Below are 16,880 nucleotides of genomic sequence, written 5' to 3'. Positions count from 1 at the left end.
GCGCCGCTCACTCCCGGGCAGCCTCCAGCACCGTGGCCTGACCTTCCCCGCGTGGATCGCTGGCCGCTTCCAGCGTGCCCGCGCGCTTGTTCCAATACACCACCTGCTGGTTGCCGTAGCTGCGCTGCAGATCCTTGAGCGTGTAACCACGCGCCCGCAGCGCGGCTTTTTGCGCGTCGTCGAAGGTATCGGGCTCGTGCTCGATCACATCCGGCAGGTACTGATGGTGGTAGCGGGGCGTGGCGGGCCAGTCGCTCACCGGTCGTCCTTCCAGGAAACTCAGCATCGACAGCAGCACCATGCTCGGAATCCGGCTGCCGCCCGGTGTGCCGAAACTGGCGAGCTGTGACGGACTTTCCAGGAAGCTGGGGGTCATGCTCGACAATGGACGCTTGCCCGCGGCCACGGCATTGGCCTGGCTGCCGGCCAGCCCGTAGCTGTTGCTGCCGCTGGGGTCGGCGGCGAAATCGTCCATCTCGTTGTTCAGCACCACGCCGCTGCCGGGCACGGTGAAGGCGGCGCCGAACGGCAGGTTGACCGACAGCGTGGCCGACACGGCATTGCCAGCGGCATCGATCACGGTGAAGTGAGTGGTGTGGTCGCCTTCGCGCCAGGCCGGTGCCGGCGGCAGCGCACTGCTGGGGGTCGCTTGGTGCACATCGATGCTGTCGGCCAGCGAGGTCAGGTACGAACGCGCCAGCAGGCGGTCGATGGGGTTGGCGACGTAGTCTGGATCGCCCAGCAGACCCCGGTCGCGATAGGCGCGGCGCAGCACCTCGACCACGTAGTGGCTGCGTTGCACCGGCCCGGCGCTCTGCCAGGGCAGGCGCTGGAGCATCGCCAGGCTTTGCGCCAGCGCCACGCCACCCGCCGACGGCGGCGGGCTGCTGATCAGTTCGCGCTGATCGGCCAAGGCATAGCGCAGCGGCTGGCGCCAGGCCGTGCGGTAATCAGCGAGGTCGTCGAGCGTCCACAGCCCTCCGGCCTGGCGAACGCCTGCCACCAGTCGCCGCGCGACCGCTCCGCCATAGAAGCCATCGCGGCCGTGGTCGGCCAGCGCCTGCAGGGTGGCAGCGAGTTCGGGCTGGCGGATACGGGTGCCGAGAGCGGGCACCTGCTGGTCGCGCAAGAACAGGCGGGTGCTTTCGGCGTCGGCGCGCAGCGCGTCAAGGCGCATGCTGGCGCGGTCGCGGTAGATGCGGTCGACGGTAAAGCCTTGGTTGGCCAGGCGGATGGCCGGGGCCAGGCTGTCTTTGAGCGGGAGTTTGCCGTGGGTGGCGGCGAGGTCGGCGAGGGCTTGGGGCAAGCCGGGAATGGCGGCGGCCAAGGGGCCATTGACGGACAGCCCCGCACGGACCTTGCCATTTTCCAGGTACATGTCCGGCGACGCCGCCCCTGGCGCGCGTTCGCGGGCATCGAGGAAGGCGTAGCGCGTTGGCTCGCCCTGTTGGCGCAGCAGGAAGAACCCGCCGCCGCCCAGCCCCGAACCGTATGGCTCGACCACGGCCAGTGCGGCGCTGATGGCGATGGCGGCGTCGAAGGCGTTGCCGCCCTGCGCCAGCACCTGTCGCGCGGCGGCCGTGGCGTCGGCGTGTGGGCTGGCGATGGCGGCCCGACCTGGGCCGTCGGCGAGCGCGGCGCTGGCCAGCAGCGCCAGGGCGGCGCCGAGCAGCGCCTGGCGAATCGCGCCGAGCACGGTCATCAGGCCTTGCCGGTGATCCGGCGGTACTTGGCCATCAGCTCGTCTTCGGTTTCCGGGTGCGCGTCATCCAGGGGGATGCAGTCGACCGGGCAGACCTGCTGGCACTGCGGCTCGTCGTAATGGCCCACGCACTGGGTGCACAGGTTCGGATCGATCACGTAGATCTCCTCGCCCTGGGAGATGGCGGCGTTCGGGCACTCGGGTTCGCAGACGTCGCAATTGATGCAATCGTCGGTGATGATCAGGGACATTGGGACTCCGGCCAGGGCTTGCCGCCCAGGCATGTATCAAGGCAATGCGCGCAATTGTGCCGCATTACTGCGCGCAGTGCACGCAGGCGCGGTGGCGCGCCCACGTCAGGTTCAGGCGGGCATGACTACTTCTTGAAGCGTTCGGTCAGTGCGTCGGCCACGCAGGGGTGGACGAACTTGCTGATATCGCCGCCCAGCGCGGCGATCTCCCGCACCAGGGTCGAGGAAATGAACGAATAGCGCTCCGACGGTGTGAGGAACAGGCTCTCCACGTCCGGCGCCAATTGGCGATTCATGTTCGCCAACTGGAATTCGTATTCGAAATCGGACACCGCACGCAGCCCGCGCAGAAACACATTGGCGCCCTGCTCCTTGGCGAATTGCGCCAGCAGGGTGGAGAAGCCGATGACCTCGACATTGGGCAGGTGCTTGGTGACCTCACGAGCCAGCGCCACCCGTTGTTCCAGCGGGAACAGCGGATTCTTCTTGGGGCTGGCGGCCACCGCGATGACCACTTGGTCGAACAGGCGGGACGCGCGCTCGACCAGGTCGCCATGGCCTTTGGTGATGGGGTCGAAAGTACCCGGGTACAACACTCGGTTCATCGCGTCATCCTGGCTGGAGTGCGTTGGGGAGTCGGATGGTAGCGCAGCGACTGCTGCCGGGCCAAGTCATGTGACCGGCTGATGGCACTATAGACAGTGCGTCTATTGGCTGTCATGCCCGCGCTGCCATCAGCGGATGAACAGGCGCTGCACCAAGCGCTGCAGCGCCGTGCCGTAGGGCGGGTAGATCAGCCTGGCCAGGTTCACGCGCTGCTTGACCAGCACGGCCTTGGCCTTGCTGAAGGTCTGGAAACCCGCCTGACCATGGTAATGGCCCATCCCGGAGGGGCCGATCCCGCCGAACGGCAAGTCATCCTGGGCGACATGGAGCAGGGTGTCGTTCAGGCAGACGCCACCGGAGTGGCTGTGCGCCAGCACGCGAGCCTGTTGGCGGCGATCGTAGCCGAAATAGTACAGGGCCAGTGGGCGAGGGCGCTGGGCGATATAGGCCAGGGCGTCGTCCAGATCGTCGTAGGGCACCAGCGGCAGCAGCGGACCGAAGATCTCCTGTTGCATCACCTGCATGTCATCGCTCACCTGCAGCAGCAGGTGCGGTGGCAGTCGCCGGCCCTGGCGCCCTTCCTGCGGATACAGGTCGAGCACCTGGGCGCCTTTGTCGCGGGCGTCCTGCAGCAGGTGTTCGAGGCGCTGCAACTGGCGCGGGTTGATGATGGCGCTGTAGTCGGGGTTGTCGGCGATGTGCGGGTACAGCCGGGTCACGGCCGCCCGATAGGCCTGGGCAAACGCGTCCAGCTGCTGGCGTGGGACCAGCACGTAGTCCGGGGCCACGCAGGTCTGCCCGGCATTGAGCGTCTTGCCGAAGGCGATGCGTTCGGCGGCCATGGCCAACGGCACGTCGGGCGCGACAATGGCGGGCGACTTGCCGCCCAGCTCCAGGGTCACTGGCGTGAGGTTGGCCGCTGCGGCCTGCATGACCTGGCGGCCGATGGCCGTGGCGCCGGTGAACAACAGGTGATCGAACGGCAACCGGGCGAAGGCCTGGGCGACATCGACCTCACCCAGCACCACGCTGACCAGGTCGCTCGGGAACACCTGTTCGAGCAGGTGCTTGAGCAGCGCAGCGGTCTGCGGCGTGGCCTCGCTGAGCTGGAGCATGGCGCGGTTGCCCGCCGCCAGCGCATCGGTAAGCGGACCGATGCTCAGGAACAGCGGGTAATTCCAGGGAACGATGATGCCGACCACGCCCAACGGCTGCCACAGCACGTGGGCGCGGGCCGGTTGAAACGCCAGGCCCACCTTGCGCCGCTGGGGTTTCATCCACCGTCGCACGCGGCGTTCGGCATGCCGCAGCCCGTGCACGGTAGGCAGCAGTTCAGCGAACAGGGTTTCATCGGCGCTGCGTCCACCGAAGTCGGCGTCGATGGCGTCGATCAAACGCTCGCGATTAGCCAGCAGGGTTTCGCGCAGGTGCCTCAGCCATTGCCTACGCTGATCGGCGGGTGGCATCGGGTGGGCGGCAAACGCGCGGCGCTGAGCGTCGAACAAGCGTTGCAGGGCGAGGTCGGATGATTCAACGGGCGGGGGATTGGACGAACTCACGGCAGCTCCGTGCAAAGTGGGCATCTGGCCAGCTTATACTCCCTACGCCTCGGTCCGTGAACCTGTCGCTGGCTGCCATGCGATCAGGTCCATAGCCGCTTCAATCAGGCCCTGGCGCATGACTGCCGGGCCGTTCGTGCCATCGATAGGAGACTGTCATGCCGCTTGCGCAACTGATCACCCCGCCGCAATTGGCCGAGCGCCTGGGTTCGCCAGGACTGGTGATTCTCGACTGCCGTTTCGCCCTCGAAGACCCTGACTACGGCCAGCGCAGCTATGCCGAGGGGCATATCGAAGGGGCGCATTTCGCCGACCTGGAGCGCGACCTCAGCGGACCTGTGATCAAGGGTCGCAGTGGCCGACATCCACTGCCTGATCCGCAGCGGCTGGTCGAGCGCCTACGCGCCTGGGGCGTGGACAACGACAGCCAGGTGGTGCTCTACGACGATGGTCCCGGCGCCTATGCCGCCCGCGCCTGGTGGCTGCTGGCTTGGCTGGGCAAACGTGACGCAGTGTTCCTCCTCGACGGTGGGCTCAAAGCCTGGCATGCCGCGCATTTGCCGCTGAGCCTGGACCCGCCGCCGCAGCGCGAGGGCAGTTTCGCCGGTGAGCCGGACCTTGCGCTGCTGATCGATGCCGAGCAGTTGGCCAAGCGCCTGGACGCGCCTGATTTGACCTTGATCGATGCGCGGGCGCTGCCGCGCTTTCGCGGCGAAGTCGAGCCGATCGACCCGGTGGCCGGACACATCCCTGGCGCACAGTGCGCTGCGTTCACCGACAACCTAAGTGCTGACGGACGCTTCCTGCCTCCCGAGCAATTGCGCCAGCGCTTCGACCAGACGCTCGTGGGCCGCGCACCGCAACAGTTGGTGGCGTATTGCGGTTCGGGCGTCACGGCTTGCCACAACCTGTTCGCCCTGGCGCTAGCGGGCTATCCGCTGGGTCGGCTGTACGCCGGCTCTTGGAGCGAGTGGATCAATGACGCCGACCACGCCATCGAGGTGGGCGACTGAGCGTAGTCCTGCCTAACCCAAGCCGCCCAACCACTGCGGAATGCGCCGTTCCAGGTAGTAGCCCGGAGCGCGTAGGCTGCCTTCGACGAAACCCACATGGCCGCCGTGCCGATGCAGTTCGAATTCGGTCTGCGGCGCCAATTCCTCTGGTGTCGGCAGGCTGTGATCGAACACGAAGGGATCGTCCTGGGACTGGATGATCAGGGTCGGGGTGCGGTTCTCGCCCAGGTAGTAGCGGCTGGAGGCGCGGCGATAATAGTCGTGCGCGTCGCTGAAACCGTGCAGGGGCGCCGTTACCCGGCCATCGAAATCCCAGAAGGTGCGCAGGTTGCGCAGCGGCCCCAGGCCCTCAAGGGCCGCCAGCGCTTCAACGTGCCCCTGCGCCTGGAAATGGCGCTGCTTGACCTGCACGTAGCTCAGCATCTCGCGCATGAAATGCGCCTGATAGATCTTCGAAAAGCCCAGGCCGATGCGGTCGGCGCACTGGTCCAGGCGGAACGGTACCGAAACCGCCACTGCGCCCTGAAGTGCGCTGGCCGCGCCGGTTTCACCCAGGTACTTGAGCAGCACATTGCCGCCCAGCGAATAGCCCACGGCGTACAGCGGCGCCAGCGGACGTCGGGCGCGCAGGTGGCGGACGGTTTCGCCGAGGTCTTCGCTGGCGCCGGAATGGTAGCTGCGCGCAAGCCGATTCGGTTCGCCCGAGCAGCCCCGCCAGTTCAGCGCGACGCTGGCCCAGCCTTGCGCCTCAAGTGCCTGTTGCAGGCCCTTCACGTAGGGCGAGTCGGACGAGCCGGTCAGGCCGTGCAGCACCAGCACCAGCGGCGTCTCGGTCTGGTCAGGGCCGTACCAGTCCAGGTCGAGAAAGTCGCCATCCTCCAGCCACAACCGCTCTCGGGCGCGCCGCAGCGCAGGCAGTTTGCGCCACAGCGGTCCCCAAAGCGTTTGCAGGTGCGGATTCGACAGGCCGCGGGCCGGACGAAAGAGGGCGGTGGGACTGGGCATGCTGGGCAACTCGTGATGGGCCTGTCTAGAGTGCCATGAAACAGCGCGCCTGTACCGCGCCTAGTGGTCGGCGCCGACGAGCGCCGGCAATGGTTTCTGCGCCACGTTCGGACCGACGCTGACCACCACGCAGCGGTTTGGGTCGAAGGCCTGCCGGGCTGCCGCCTGAACCTGCGCCGCGCTGACCTGGGCCAGGCGCGCTGAATAACCGCTGCAATGGTCGGCCGGCAGCCCTTGGGCGTTGATCTCGGCGAGCAGGGTGGCCAGTTCCTCGTCGTCGGCGAAGGTGCGCAACTGCTTGCCGAGCAGTTGGCTGCGCGCCATGTCCAGCTCGACCGGATTCGGGCCTTGCTCGATGAAACAACGCAGCACCAGCCGGACCAGTTCCAGCGAGGCGTCGAGGTACTGAGGCTGGATGTCCCACGACACGATCAACACGCTCGCCGCGCGATAGTGGTGCAGACGGCTATGGATCGCGTAGGTCAGCGCGCGGCGCTCGCGCAGTTCGCTGACCAGCCGCGACTGGAAGCTGCCCCCGACTATCTGGTTGGCCATCAGCAGCGCCGAGTAGTGTGGATCGTTCGGCAGCGTATCCACCGCGAAGGCGAGCTTGAGCGTGACGTTGTCCGTCGTCGTCTCGTTGCCGGGCTCTTCGATACGCAGCGTGCCCGGCTGGCCGATGGCCTGCGCCTTGGCCACGGTCGGGAGGGGTTGTTCGGTTGCCGTGAACGCTTGGCTCAGTGAGGCCAGCAAGGCTTGCGCCTGTTCGTGCGGCAGGTCTGCGACCAGGGTGATCTCCAGGTTCGCAGCGCTGTAGGCGCGCTGGTGGAAGGCGAGGATCTGCTGGCGATCGAGGGTGGCGAGACTGGCGACGGTGCCGTGGTGATCTTGGGTGTAGGGGTGCGCGGCATACAGCAGGCGCAGCGTTTCGACGTTGAGCCGGTTTTGCGCTTTGGCTTCGCGGCGGCGCACATAGTTGAGCACGCGCGTGCGCATCCGTTCGAGGGCCGTGGGCTCGAAGCTCGGGCGTGCGCACACGGCCGTCAGCAGCGCCAGGGCGTCGCTGCGCAGCCCTGCGTGGGCCGGGCAACGCAGGCGCAGGATGGCGTCGTCAGGGGTGACGTTGCGGCTGAAGGTGGCCCCCAGGGCCTTGAATCGCTCGGCGATCTGCGCGGCATCCCATTGCCCGCCGCCTTGGTCGAGCATGTACAGCGTCAGTGCCGCCAGGCCCGGGGTATCGCCGTCATGACACGCGCCGGCCTTGAAGCGCAGTTGCAGATCGAACATCGGCGCGCCCGCGCTGGCGACGAAGCACACCTTGCTGCCCTGCGCCGTGTGCCACTGCTGCAGCGGTCGTTGCGTGCCGTCCAACGCGATCTCCGGCAGACCCTGCGCCGACATCAGCGCGGACATGTCCACGGCGGCGATGCCGGGCGACAGATCGGCGCAGGTCAGCACCGGGTGTTGATCGATGACCGGCGTGACGGCGCACAGGTGGGTGACGGTCGATCGCTCGCGAGTCAGGTAAGTGTCGATAGCGTGCTGGATGTCTTGCTCGGTGATCGAGGCCAATGTGCGCAGGTGTTGTTGGCGCAGGGCGGGCGCGGTGCCGCCGATCACGCTCCAGCCGATGGCATCGGCCTGGCCGGTGAGGCTGGCCTGGGCGGCTGCATGCTGTGCCAGCAAGTGGAATTTGGCGTTCTCGATGTGCTGGGCGCTCACAGGCGCTGTCCGAAGCCCATCGATTACGTCCCACACAGCTTGCTCGGCGGCGGCCGGGCTATGCCCGGGGGCGACGTAACCGGCAAAGTTGAGCAAGGTGTCGCCACGCACCTGATAGTCGTACGAAGGGTCGATGGCGGTCATCACGTGCTGTCCGCGCACCAGTTGGCTATGCAGCAGCGACGAAGCGCCTCTGCCCAGCAGTTCGGCGACGATTCTCAACGCATGCACGCTGCGCGGTTCATCGCAGGTTGCCAGGCTCGGAACATTGAAGGCCATGAGCAAGCCATCGCGCAGGCCGGGCAGGGTCACCGACTGACTGCGCGCGTGCAGGGGCGTTGCGTGACGAGGGACTTCCGGAGGCGGCAGCGGTACGGCCTCGTGAGCGGCAAAATGCCGTTCCACCAGACGCTGAAGAGCGTCGGCCTCGACGTCTCCGACCACCACCAGCGTGGCGTTGTTCGGCGCGTAACGATTCCGGTACCAGGTCCGTATCGCGCTCAGGCTCATGTCCTCCAGATCCCGTGCTTGACCATAGTGGGGGGTGCCATAGGGGCTGGTGCCGTGGGCCAGGGCATGGTGGCGCTCTATGGCCTGTTGCACAGGACGGTTGTCGATTTTCAGGCGACGCTCGTCACGCACGGCGGTCCGGGCTTTCTCGAAGGCCCGTTCACTCAGGCGGGCATTGATCATGGTATCTGCCAGGATCTCCAGCGCCACTTCCAGTCGCGAGGCTGGCAGGACCATAGTGTAGACGGTGGCGTCTTGCAGGGTCTGGGCGTTGTTGCTACCGCCCAGCCACTCGATGACGCGCAGGTACTGACCGGTGGCGAGTTTTTCGCTGCCCTCGAAAATCATGTGCTCCAGTACATGGGACAGGTTGGTATGGCCCGGCGCCTCGTGACTGGAGCCCACATGGTAGTAGAGGTGCACGCACACCAAGGGGCTGCGTCGATCTTGCTGGAAGTGGACAGCGAGGCCGTTGGGCAAGGTGAAGTGCTGTTGAGGCGAGTGGGGCGCGGTGATCAGGTCTTCGAGTGCGAGGGGGGATGCTTGCATGGGGGCGCTGCTCCGAGTGAGGTCACGAGCGGAGCAGCTTCGATCACGGCAGGTATCGGCAGGTATTACCTATGTCTGGCTGTCCTGGCGCACTTCGCCGCGCTGCCACAAGGCGTAATGCACCTGGCCGGTTTTCTTTTCCCGGTGCAAGCGCCAGTTGCCCGGCATCGGCAGGCTCGACGGCGCGGCCTCGCTCTCGGTGTAGATCCACGCCTGGTCGCGCAGCCACTGCTGGCTTTCCAGCAGATTGCACACCTCGGCCAGCAGGTCTTTGTGAAAGGGCGGGTCGAGGAACACCAGGTCGAAGGGTTGCTTGGCCTGCCCGCCGAGGTAGCGCAAGGCGTCGGTTTGCAGGATCTGCCCGCGCGGGCAGCGCAGCAACTCCAGGTTGTGCTTGAGGTTGGCGATGGCTGCCGGATTGCTGTCCAGCGCCACCGCATCGGCCGCGCCGCGCGACAGCGCCTCGAGCACCAGCGCGCCGCTGCCGGTGAAGGCATCGAGCACATGGGCGCCTTCGATGTAGGGCGCCAGCCAGTTGAACAGGGTTTCGCGCACGCGATCAGGCGTCGGACGCAGGCCTTCGCCTTCGGGCACGGCCAGGCGACGGCTGCGCCATTCGCCCGCGATGATGCGCAACTGGCCAGCCCCTTTGCTGTGGGGCTGGGCGGGGGAGGAAGGTCTGGCCATCAGTGCTCCGGTACGCCGAGTGGCTGCTCGGACGGTGTGTCTGTCGGTGGCGGCAGGGGCTTTTGCGGCACGCTCGGGCCGGCGGTGACGATCACCAGCTTGTCCGCCGCCAGATGCTTGTTCAACGCCGCCTTGACTTGCTCGACCGTCAGCGCCTGGGACTGCTGCATGAAGTCTTCGAGCCAGGTCAACGGCAGATTGTAGAAGCCAATGGCGCCGAGTTGCCCGACGATGCTCGCGTTGCTGGCGTTGGACAGCGGGAAGCTGCCGGCCAGCTCGCGCTTGGCGTCGTCCAGTTCCTGCTGGGTCGGGCCGTTCTTCAGGTAGTCGGCCAGGATGTCACGCACCAGTTGCAGGGTGCCTTCGCTGAGTTCGGCACGGGTCTGCAGGTTGATCATGAACGGTCCGCGCACCTGCATCGGGGTGAAGGTGGAGTACACGCCATAGGTGAGGCCGCGTTTCTCGCGCACTTCGCTCATCAGCCGGGTGCCGAAGGCGCCGCCGCCGAGGATCTGGTTGCCCAGCGACAGCGCAGGCCAGTCCGGGTCCTGGCGGGTGATGCCCAGTTCGGCGAGCATCAGGTGGGTCTGCTTGGACGGGAAGTCGATGTGGGTGGCGCCGGGCTTGGGTTCGGTCGGCTCGGCGGGACTGGCCAGTGCCGGGCCCTTTGGCAGGGCGGCGGACACCTGGGCGGCGATGGCTTCGGCGTCGCTGCGGCTGAGGTCGCCCACCAGCGCGATCACCGCGTTGCCGGCTGCATAGGCCTTGGCGTGGAACGCGCGCAACTGCGCCTGGGTGATGCCGGGGATGCTCTGCGCGGTGCCATCGCTGGGGTGGGCATAAGGATGGCTGCCATAGAGGTTGGCGAACAGCGTCTGGCCAGCCAGCTTGCCGGGGTTCTGCTTGTCGTACTCGAAGCCTGCCAGCAACTGGTTCTTGATGCGCTTGAGAGCGTCCTGCGGGAAGCTGGGCTTGCCGACCACGTCGGCGAACAGCTTGAGCGCCGGTTCGCGTTTGTCGGCGGCGCTGAGGCTGCGCAGCGAAGCCACGGCCATGTCGCGATAGGAGCCGTTGCCGAAGTCGGCGCCCAGGCCTTCGAAGCCCTGGGCGATGGCAGTGACGTCCTTGCCGGCCACGCCCTCGTTGAGCATGGCGTTGGTCAGGGTGGCCAGGCCCGGCACCGGGCCGTCCTGGCTGCTGCCGGCAGCGAAGGTCACGCGCAGGTCGAACATCGGCAGTTCGCGGGCCTCGACGAACAGCACGCGGGCGCCTTCGGCCGTGGTCCAGTGCTGGATGTTCAGTTGACGCCGGCTGGGCGCCTTGCCGTCGAGCTCGGCCAGCGACTGCAGGGTATTGGCCGGGCGCGCGCTGGAGCGGTCGATGGTGCCGGTGGCCTCGTCGGCCTGCGCGGGGCCGACGAGCAACAACGCCAGGGTGAGCGCCGAGGCGAACGCACCACGGCCGGGACGCAGAGCGCGGGGGGCGCGACGATCAGTCATGGGCGGACTCCTCGGGCAGAACATGGGCAACGCTCAGGCGTTCGCGGGTGAAGTAGGTGCGTGCGGCTTCCTGGATGTCCTGCGGGGTGACGCGCTTGAGGTCGTCCAGTTCGCTGTCGATCAGCTTCCACGACAGACCCACGGTTTCCAGTTGACCAATGGTGGTGGCCTGGCTGCTGATCGAGTCGCGGTCATAGACCAGTCCGGCGATGACCTGGGCGCGCACGCGCTCGAGCTCTTCGGCGGTCGGCGGAGTGCGTTTGAGTTCGTCGAGCAACTGCCAGACGCCCTTTTCCACATCGGCGAGCGTCTTGTGCTTCTGTACGTTCGGCGTTGCCGAGATCAGGAACAGGCTGTCACCACGGGTGAAGGCGTTGTAGCTGCTGGAGGCACCGGCCACCAGTTCCTGGCCGCGTTCCAGGCGTGCCGGCATGCGCGCGCTGTAGCCGCCGTCGAGCAGGGCCGAGATCAGCCGCAGGGCTTGGGCGCTGCGGGTGTCCTTGGCGGTGGCCAGGCCCGGCACGTTAAAGCCGTAGATCAGGCTGGGCAATTGGGTACGCACATGCAGGGTGAGCTGGCGCTGACCGGGCTCGGCGAGCTCCAGCGGCAGCTTGGCCGGTGGCACGCTGCGCTTGGGGATGGCCGCGAAGTACTTGTTGGCCAGGCCCTTGACCTCATCGGCGGTGACATCGCCGACCACCACCAGGGTGGCATTGTTCGGCGCGTACCAGGATTCGTACCAGTGCCGCAGTTCCTCGACTTTCATCCGCTCCAGGTCGGCCATCCAGCCGATGGTAGGGGTGTGATAGCCGCTGGCGGGGAAGGCCATGGCGCGGAACAGCTCGAAGGCCTTGGCGTTGGGCTGGTCGTCGGTGCGCAGCCGGCGCTCTTCCTTGATCACTTCGATTTCGCGGCTGAACTCGTCGGCCGGCAGGCGCAAGCTGGCCAGGCGATCGGCCTCCAGTTCCAGGGCCACCGGCAGGCGGTCGCGGGCCAGCACCTGGTAATAGGCGGTGTAGTCGTCGCTGGTGAAGGCGTTTTCCTCGGCGCCCAAGTCGCGCAGGATGCGCGAGGCTTCACCGGGGCCGATCTTGGCGCTGCCCTTGAACATCATGTGCTCCAGGGCGTGGGACAGGCCGGTCTGGCCCGGCGTCTCGTAGCTGGAGCCGACTTTGTACCAGATCTGCGAAACCACGACGGGGGCGCGGTGATCTTCGCGCACCACGACCTTCAGGCCGTTGTCGAGGATGAATTCGTGGGTGGGTTGCGTATCGGCGGCCAGTGCCGCCAGGGGCAGGCAGAGCGTGCCGAGCAACAGGCCAGCGGCGCGGCGGGCGAGAGCATTCATACGATGGATAACCTGTACGGCGGCCTGCGGGACTTAGCGTCGGCAGGCCAGGAGGTGCTAGGATACTGATCCGGTTGCCTGGCGACCATGCCTGTCGCCGTTCTGGCCCACAGGACACCAAGACAAAACGTTGCGCGTGAACCAGCCGCCTGCATGAGAGTCTGTTCTGCGTATAAAGCATTCCCGATGCCCAATGATGGTGCATCGCCACCCTGAGATAGCCGTCTTCCATGTTTGGTTCCAACGACGACAAGAAAGCGCCGGCCGAGGCCGGTGAAAAGAAAGGCCTGTTCGGCTGGTTTCGCAAGAAGCCGCAGCAACCTGTCGCCGAGCCGCCGCCAGTACCCGAGCAACCGGCTGCCGAACCGGTAACGCCCGCCACAGCGGCCGAGCCTGCGCCGGTTGAGGTCAGCGAACCGGTCGCCGACGAGCGGCCGCTGGCGCCGAGCGAGGCGCCTGTCCAGGCCGTCAGCCCAACGCCCGTGGTGGTGGCGCCAGTCGCCGAGGCCCCGGTGAGCAATCTGGTACTGCCGGTTGCCGAAGAGCCGGTGGCGCTGGTGCCCGATCTGGAACCGAGCGCGCCGCCGGTCATCCCCGCGCGTCCTGCTGCCATTGCCGAGCCGATCGCCGAGCCGGTGGTTCAGCCCCAGTCCGTCGAACCCGAGTTGGTCGTGGTTGCGCCCGTGGTGGTGGAGCCGGCGCCCGTGAGCGTGCCTGCCCCAGTCGAGCCCGTGCCCGTGCCCGTAGCCGAGCCGGAGCCGGTCGCTGCAGCGGTCGCGGCCACCGAGCAGGCCAAGGTCGGTTTTTTCGCCCGGCTCAAGCAGGGCCTGTCCAAGACCAGCGCCAGCATCGGCGAAGGCATGGCCAGCCTGTTCCTCGGCAAGAAGGTCATCGACGACGACCTGCTCGATGAGATCGAGACACGCCTGCTGACCGCCGACGTCGGTGTCGAAGCCACTTCGCTGATCGTGCAGAACCTCACCCAGAAGGTCGCCCGCAAGCAGTTGGCCGACGCCGATGCGCTGTACAAGTCGCTGCAGGAAGAACTCGCCGCGCTGCTGCGCCCGGTCGAGCAACCCCTGAAGATCGACGCGCAGACCAAGCCCTATGTGATTCTGGTGGTGGGCGTCAACGGCGCCGGCAAGACCACCACCATCGGCAAGCTGGCCAAGAAGCTGCAACTCGAAGGCAAGAAGGTCATGCTCGCCGCCGGTGACACCTTCCGCGCCGCAGCGGTGGAGCAGTTGCAAGTATGGGGCGAGCGCAACCAGATTCCGGTGATCGCCCAGCACACCGGCGCCGATTCGGCTTCGGTGATCTTCGACGCGGTACAGGCGGCCAAGGCCCGTGGCGTCGATGTGTTGATCGCCGACACGGCCGGTCGCCTGCATACCAAAGACAACCTGATGGAAGAGCTGAAGAAGGTCCGTCGGGTCATCGGCAAGCTCGACGCCGAGGCGCCGCACGAGGTGCTGCTGGTGCTCGATGCCGGAACCGGGCAGAACGCCATCAGCCAGGCCAAGTATTTCAACCAGAGCGTCGAACTGACTGGCCTGGCCCTGACCAAGCTGGATGGCACTGCCAAGGGCGGGGTGATCTTCGCCCTGGCCAAGCAGTTCAGCCTGCCGATCCGCTTCATCGGCGTCGGCGAAGGCATCGATGACCTGCGCACCTTCGAAGCCGAGCCTTTCGTCAAAGCCCTGTTTGCCGAGCGTGAGCACCCATGATCCGATTCGAGCAGGTCGCCAAGCGCTACCCCAATGGCCACGTCGGCCTGCATGAACTGAGTTTCCGGGCGCGCCGGGGCGAATTCCTGTTCGTCACCGGGCACTCGGGCGCCGGCAAGAGCACCTTGCTGCGCTTGTTGCTGGCCATGGAGCGCCCCACCAGCGGCAAGCTGCTGCTGGCCGGCCAGGACCTGGGCCAGATCAGCAACGCACAGATTCCGTTCCTGCGCCGCCAGATCGGCGTGGTGTTCCAGAATCACCAACTGCTGTTCGACCGCACCGTATTCAACAACATCGCCCTGCCGCTGCAGATTCTCGGCCTGTCCAAGGCCGAGATCGGCAAGCGCGTGGACTCGGCGCTGGAGCGGGTTTCGCTGTCGGACAAGGGCGAACTGTTCCCCGCCGACCTGTCCACTGGTCAGCAGCAGCGCGTGGGCATCGCCCGCGCCATCGTCCACCAGCCGGCCCTGCTGCTGGCGGACGAGCCCACCGGCAACCTCGACCCGCGCCTGGCGGCCGAGATCATGGGGGTGTTCGAAGACATCAACCGGTTGGGCACCACCGTGCTGATCGCCAGTCACGACCTGGCGCTGATCGCGCGCATGCGCCACCGCATGCTCACCCTGCAACGCGGACGACTGATCGGCGATGGGGAGGCCGGACAATGAGCGACACCCGTACACCCAAGGTCTCCGAGCGCGTCGCGCCCAAGGCGGCAGACCCCAAGTCCGACAAGAAGCGCGGTGGCCACGACGACGATGGCCCTGATTTCCGCACCCTGCTCAACGCCTGGCTGGAAAGCCACCGCGCCAGCTTGGCCGACAGCCTGCGTCGCCTGGGCAAGCAGCCGATCGGCAGCTTCTTCACCTGCCTGGTGATGGCGGTGGCGCTGAGCATGCCGATGGGGCTGTCGCTGCTGTTGAAGAACGTCGAGAAACTGGGCGGCTCATGGCAGCGCGCGGCGCAGATTTCGCTGTACCTCAAGCTCGATGCCGGCACCCAGCAAGGCGAAGCGCTGCGCGACGAGATCAAGGCCATGCCGGGGGTGGCCGAGGCCACCTATGTCAGCCGCGAACAGGCGCTGCAGGAGTTCCAGCAGCAGTCGGGCCTGGGCGAGGCGCTGCGCGAGCTGCCGGAGAACCCGCTGCCCGGCGTGGTGGTGGTGACACCGACCGAAGTCGACAAGCCGGCGCTCGAAGCGCTGCGCCAGCGTTTGTCGGAGCTGCCGCGGGTTGAAGTGGCGCAGTTGGACCTGGTCTGGGTCGAGCGCCTGGCGGCGATCCTCAAGCTGGGCGATCGCTTCGTCTTCGGCCTGGCGGTGATGCTGATTTCCGCACTGCTGCTGGTCATCGGCAACACCATTCGCCTGCACATCGAGAACCGCCGGGTGGAGATCGAGGTGATCAAGCTGGTGGGTGGCACCGACAGCTACGTGCGCCGACCCTTCCTGTACATGGGCGCCTTGTACGGCCTGGGCGCCGGCGTGCTGGCCTGGGGCATCCTGGCGTTTGGCCTGAACTGGCTGAACGATGCGGTGGTCGGGCTTTCCGACCTGTATGGCAGTGACTTCGCCCTGGGGGGCGTACCCGCTGCCGACGGTCTGTCACTCTTGATCGGGGCGGTGCTCTTGGGGTATATCGGTGCATGGATTGCGGTCGCTCGCCACCTGAACGAGCTCGCACCGCGATAATGCTTTCGTGCCAGCATTGACTTTTTTCATCCAGGAACTTGTCTGATGGTTCCGGGTCTATGTTGGCAGTGCCCACAAGGCACGAGTCCAGTGAGTCGGAGGTACTTGAATGACCACTTCGTTGCAACCTGCGTATGCCTTGGTTCCCGGTGCAAACCTGGAAGCCTATGTGCACACGGTCAACAGCATCCCGCTGCTGACGGTCGAGCAGGAGCGTGAACTGGCTGAGCGTCTCTTCTATGAGCAGGATCTTGAGGCCGCTCGGCAAATGGTGATGGCCCACCTGCGTTTCGTCGTCCATATCGCCCGCAGCTACGCCGGTTACGGGCTGGCCCAGGCTGACCTGATCCAGGAAGGCAACGTGGGCCTGATGAAGGCAGTCAAGCGCTTCAACCCGGAAATGGGTGTGCGCCTGGTGTCCTTCGCCGTGCACTGGATCAAGGCGGAGATCCACGAATTCATCCTGCGCAACTGGCGTATCGTCAAAGTGGCCACCACCAAGGCGCAACGCAAGCTGTTCTTCAACCTGCGCAGCCAGAAGAAGCGTCTGGCCTGGCTGAACAACGACGAAGTGCACCGTGTGGCCGAGAGCCTGGGCGTCGAACCGCGTGAAGTGCGTGAGATGGAAAGCCGCCTGAGTGGCCATGACATGGCCTTCGATCCGGCAGCCGATGCCGACGACGACAGCGCCTTCCATTCGCCTGCGCACTACCTGGAAGACCATCGCTACGATCCGGCCATGCAGTTGGAAGATGCCGACTGGAGCGACAACGCCAACAGCAACCTGCATGAAGCGTTGAACGGTCTGGACGAGCGCAGCCGCGACATCCTCTACCAGCGCTGGCTGGCCGAGGAAAAGGCGACCTTGCATGAGTTGGCCGAGAAGTACAGCGTGTCGGCCGAGCGGATTCGTCAGCTCGAGAAGAACGCGATGAGCAAGGTCAAGGCGCTGATCACCGTCTGATCGGCCTTGCGCTCAACGAAAAAGCCGCCTGTTTCCCACGAAACAGGC

The 16,880-nt window shown here is 66.3% G+C and carries 13 protein-coding genes and 1 pseudogene; 5 read left to right on the top strand and 9 right to left on the bottom strand.

The window, feature by feature from the left end; translation table 11 throughout:
* Positions 1-7: 7 nt before the first annotated feature.
* From ggt to Q6A47_RS16925, 4 genes are all read right to left on the bottom strand, one after another.
* Positions 8-1,702 (bottom strand): gamma-glutamyltransferase, encoded by a 1,695-nt coding sequence (gene ggt, locus Q6A47_RS16940; RefSeq protein WP_304484866.1) that lies wholly within the window; start codon positions 1,700-1,702, stop codon positions 8-10.
* A complete protein-coding gene (locus Q6A47_RS16935; RefSeq protein WP_039582535.1) occupies positions 1,702-1,953 on the bottom strand; it encodes a YfhL family 4Fe-4S dicluster ferredoxin in 252 nt (83 codons plus the stop codon). Before Q6A47_RS16935 ends, ggt begins: the two co-directional genes overlap by 1 nt.
* A 125-nt stretch (positions 1,954-2,078) precedes the next feature.
* Positions 2,079-2,558: a pantetheine-phosphate adenylyltransferase gene (gene coaD, locus Q6A47_RS16930; protein WP_029612389.1), complete on the bottom strand. Its 480-nt coding sequence runs from the start codon at positions 2,556-2,558 to the stop codon at positions 2,079-2,081.
* A 129-nt stretch (positions 2,559-2,687) separates the two neighbouring features.
* On the bottom strand, positions 2,688-4,142 hold the full coding sequence (locus tag Q6A47_RS16925; RefSeq protein ID WP_369811534.1) for a coniferyl aldehyde dehydrogenase: 1,455 nt from the start codon (positions 4,140-4,142) through the stop codon (positions 2,688-2,690).
* Between the two features lie 134 nt (positions 4,143-4,276).
* Here Q6A47_RS16925 and Q6A47_RS16920 point away from each other — a divergent pair, with 134 nt between their 5' ends.
* Positions 4,277-5,131, top strand: coding sequence for a sulfurtransferase (locus Q6A47_RS16920; protein WP_304484864.1), 855 nt, complete (start codon positions 4,277-4,279; stop codon positions 5,129-5,131).
* Between the two features lie 12 nt (positions 5,132-5,143).
* On the opposite strand, the gene Q6A47_RS16915 is transcribed toward Q6A47_RS16920, so the two are convergent.
* From Q6A47_RS16915 to Q6A47_RS16895, 5 genes and pseudogenes are all read right to left on the bottom strand, one after another.
* A complete protein-coding gene (locus tag Q6A47_RS16915) occupies positions 5,144-6,136 on the bottom strand; it encodes a hydrolase (RefSeq protein WP_304484863.1) in 993 nt (330 codons plus the stop codon).
* Positions 6,137-6,196: 60 nt separating this feature from the next.
* A complete protein-coding gene (locus Q6A47_RS16910; protein ID WP_304484862.1) occupies positions 6,197-8,917 on the bottom strand; it encodes a M16 family metallopeptidase in 2,721 nt (906 codons plus the stop codon).
* A gap of 69 nt (positions 8,918-8,986) precedes the next feature.
* Complete coding sequence (gene rsmD / locus Q6A47_RS16905) at positions 8,987-9,604, bottom strand: 16S rRNA (guanine(966)-N(2))-methyltransferase RsmD (RefSeq protein WP_304484861.1); 618 nt, start codon at positions 9,602-9,604, stop codon at positions 8,987-8,989.
* Positions 9,604-10,956 (bottom strand): annotated as a pseudogene (locus Q6A47_RS16900) (M16 family metallopeptidase); the annotation flags it as partial. The pseudogene Q6A47_RS16900 and the gene rsmD, both read right to left, overlap by 1 nt.
* A gap of 139 nt (positions 10,957-11,095) precedes the next feature.
* Positions 11,096-12,451 carry a M16 family metallopeptidase gene (locus Q6A47_RS16895; protein ID WP_304484859.1) on the bottom strand — a complete coding sequence of 452 codons (1,356 nt, stop codon included), beginning with the start codon at positions 12,449-12,451 and terminating at the stop codon, positions 11,096-11,098.
* A 230-nt stretch (positions 12,452-12,681) separates the two neighbouring features.
* Between Q6A47_RS16895 and ftsY the strand changes: the two genes are divergently transcribed.
* From ftsY to rpoH, 4 genes are all read left to right on the top strand, one after another.
* Complete coding sequence (gene ftsY, locus Q6A47_RS16890; protein WP_304484858.1) at positions 12,682-14,178, top strand: signal recognition particle-docking protein FtsY; 1,497 nt, start codon at positions 12,682-12,684, stop codon at positions 14,176-14,178.
* Positions 14,175-14,846: a cell division ATP-binding protein FtsE gene (ftsE, locus tag Q6A47_RS16885; RefSeq protein ID WP_029612380.1), complete on the top strand. Its 672-nt coding sequence runs from the start codon at positions 14,175-14,177 to the stop codon at positions 14,844-14,846. The genes ftsY and ftsE overlap by 4 nt, the downstream gene beginning before the upstream one ends.
* Positions 14,843-15,868, top strand: a complete 1,026-nt coding sequence (gene ftsX, locus Q6A47_RS16880) for a permease-like cell division protein FtsX (protein WP_029612379.1) — start codon at positions 14,843-14,845, stop codon at positions 15,866-15,868. Before ftsE ends, ftsX begins: the two co-directional genes overlap by 4 nt.
* Before the next feature lie 109 nt (positions 15,869-15,977).
* Complete coding sequence (gene rpoH / locus Q6A47_RS16875; RefSeq protein WP_295486213.1) at positions 15,978-16,832, top strand: RNA polymerase sigma factor RpoH; 855 nt, start codon at positions 15,978-15,980, stop codon at positions 16,830-16,832.
* Positions 16,833-16,880 lie beyond the last annotated feature (48 nt).

Origin of the sequence: Pseudomonas boreofloridensis (genome assembly GCF_030580795.1) — a bacterium.
GTDB classification, from domain to species: Bacteria; Pseudomonadota; Gammaproteobacteria; order Pseudomonadales; family Pseudomonadaceae; genus Aquipseudomonas; species Aquipseudomonas boreofloridensis.
This window is presented reverse-complemented; position numbering and strand designations above follow the sequence as displayed.

Bases quoted from the DNA above. Each gene is read 5' to 3' on its own strand.
- rpoH (WP_295486213.1), top strand. From the start codon at position 15,978: ATGACCACTTCGTTGCAACCTGCGTATGCCTTGGTTCCCGGTGCAAAC.
- ftsY (WP_304484858.1), top strand. From the start codon at position 12,682: ATGTTTGGTTCCAACGACGACAAGAAAGCGCCGGCCGAGGCCGGTGAA.
- ftsE (WP_029612380.1), top strand. From the start codon at position 14,175: ATGATCCGATTCGAGCAGGTCGCCAAGCGCTACCCCAATGGCCACGTC.
- Q6A47_RS16935 (WP_039582535.1), bottom strand. From the start codon at position 1,953: ATGTCCCTGATCATCACCGACGATTGCATCAATTGCGACGTCTGCGAA.
- rsmD (WP_304484861.1), bottom strand. From the start codon at position 9,604: ATGGCCAGACCTTCCTCCCCCGCCCAGCCCCACAGCAAAGGGGCTGGC.
- Q6A47_RS16895 (WP_304484859.1), bottom strand. From the start codon at position 12,451: ATGAATGCTCTCGCCCGCCGCGCCGCTGGCCTGTTGCTCGGCACGCTC.
- Q6A47_RS16915 (WP_304484863.1), bottom strand. From the start codon at position 6,136: ATGCCCAGTCCCACCGCCCTCTTTCGTCCGGCCCGCGGCCTGTCGAAT.
- Q6A47_RS16910 (WP_304484862.1), bottom strand. From the start codon at position 8,917: ATGCAAGCATCCCCCCTCGCACTCGAAGACCTGATCACCGCGCCCCAC.
- ftsX (WP_029612379.1), top strand. From the start codon at position 14,843: ATGAGCGACACCCGTACACCCAAGGTCTCCGAGCGCGTCGCGCCCAAG.
- ggt (WP_304484866.1), bottom strand. From the start codon at position 1,702: ATGACCGTGCTCGGCGCGATTCGCCAGGCGCTGCTCGGCGCCGCCCTG.
- coaD (WP_029612389.1), bottom strand. From the start codon at position 2,558: ATGAACCGAGTGTTGTACCCGGGTACTTTCGACCCCATCACCAAAGGC.
- Q6A47_RS16925 (WP_369811534.1), bottom strand. From the start codon at position 4,142: ATGCCCACTTTGCACGGAGCTGCCGTGAGTTCGTCCAATCCCCCGCCC.
- Q6A47_RS16920 (WP_304484864.1), top strand. From the start codon at position 4,277: ATGCCGCTTGCGCAACTGATCACCCCGCCGCAATTGGCCGAGCGCCTG.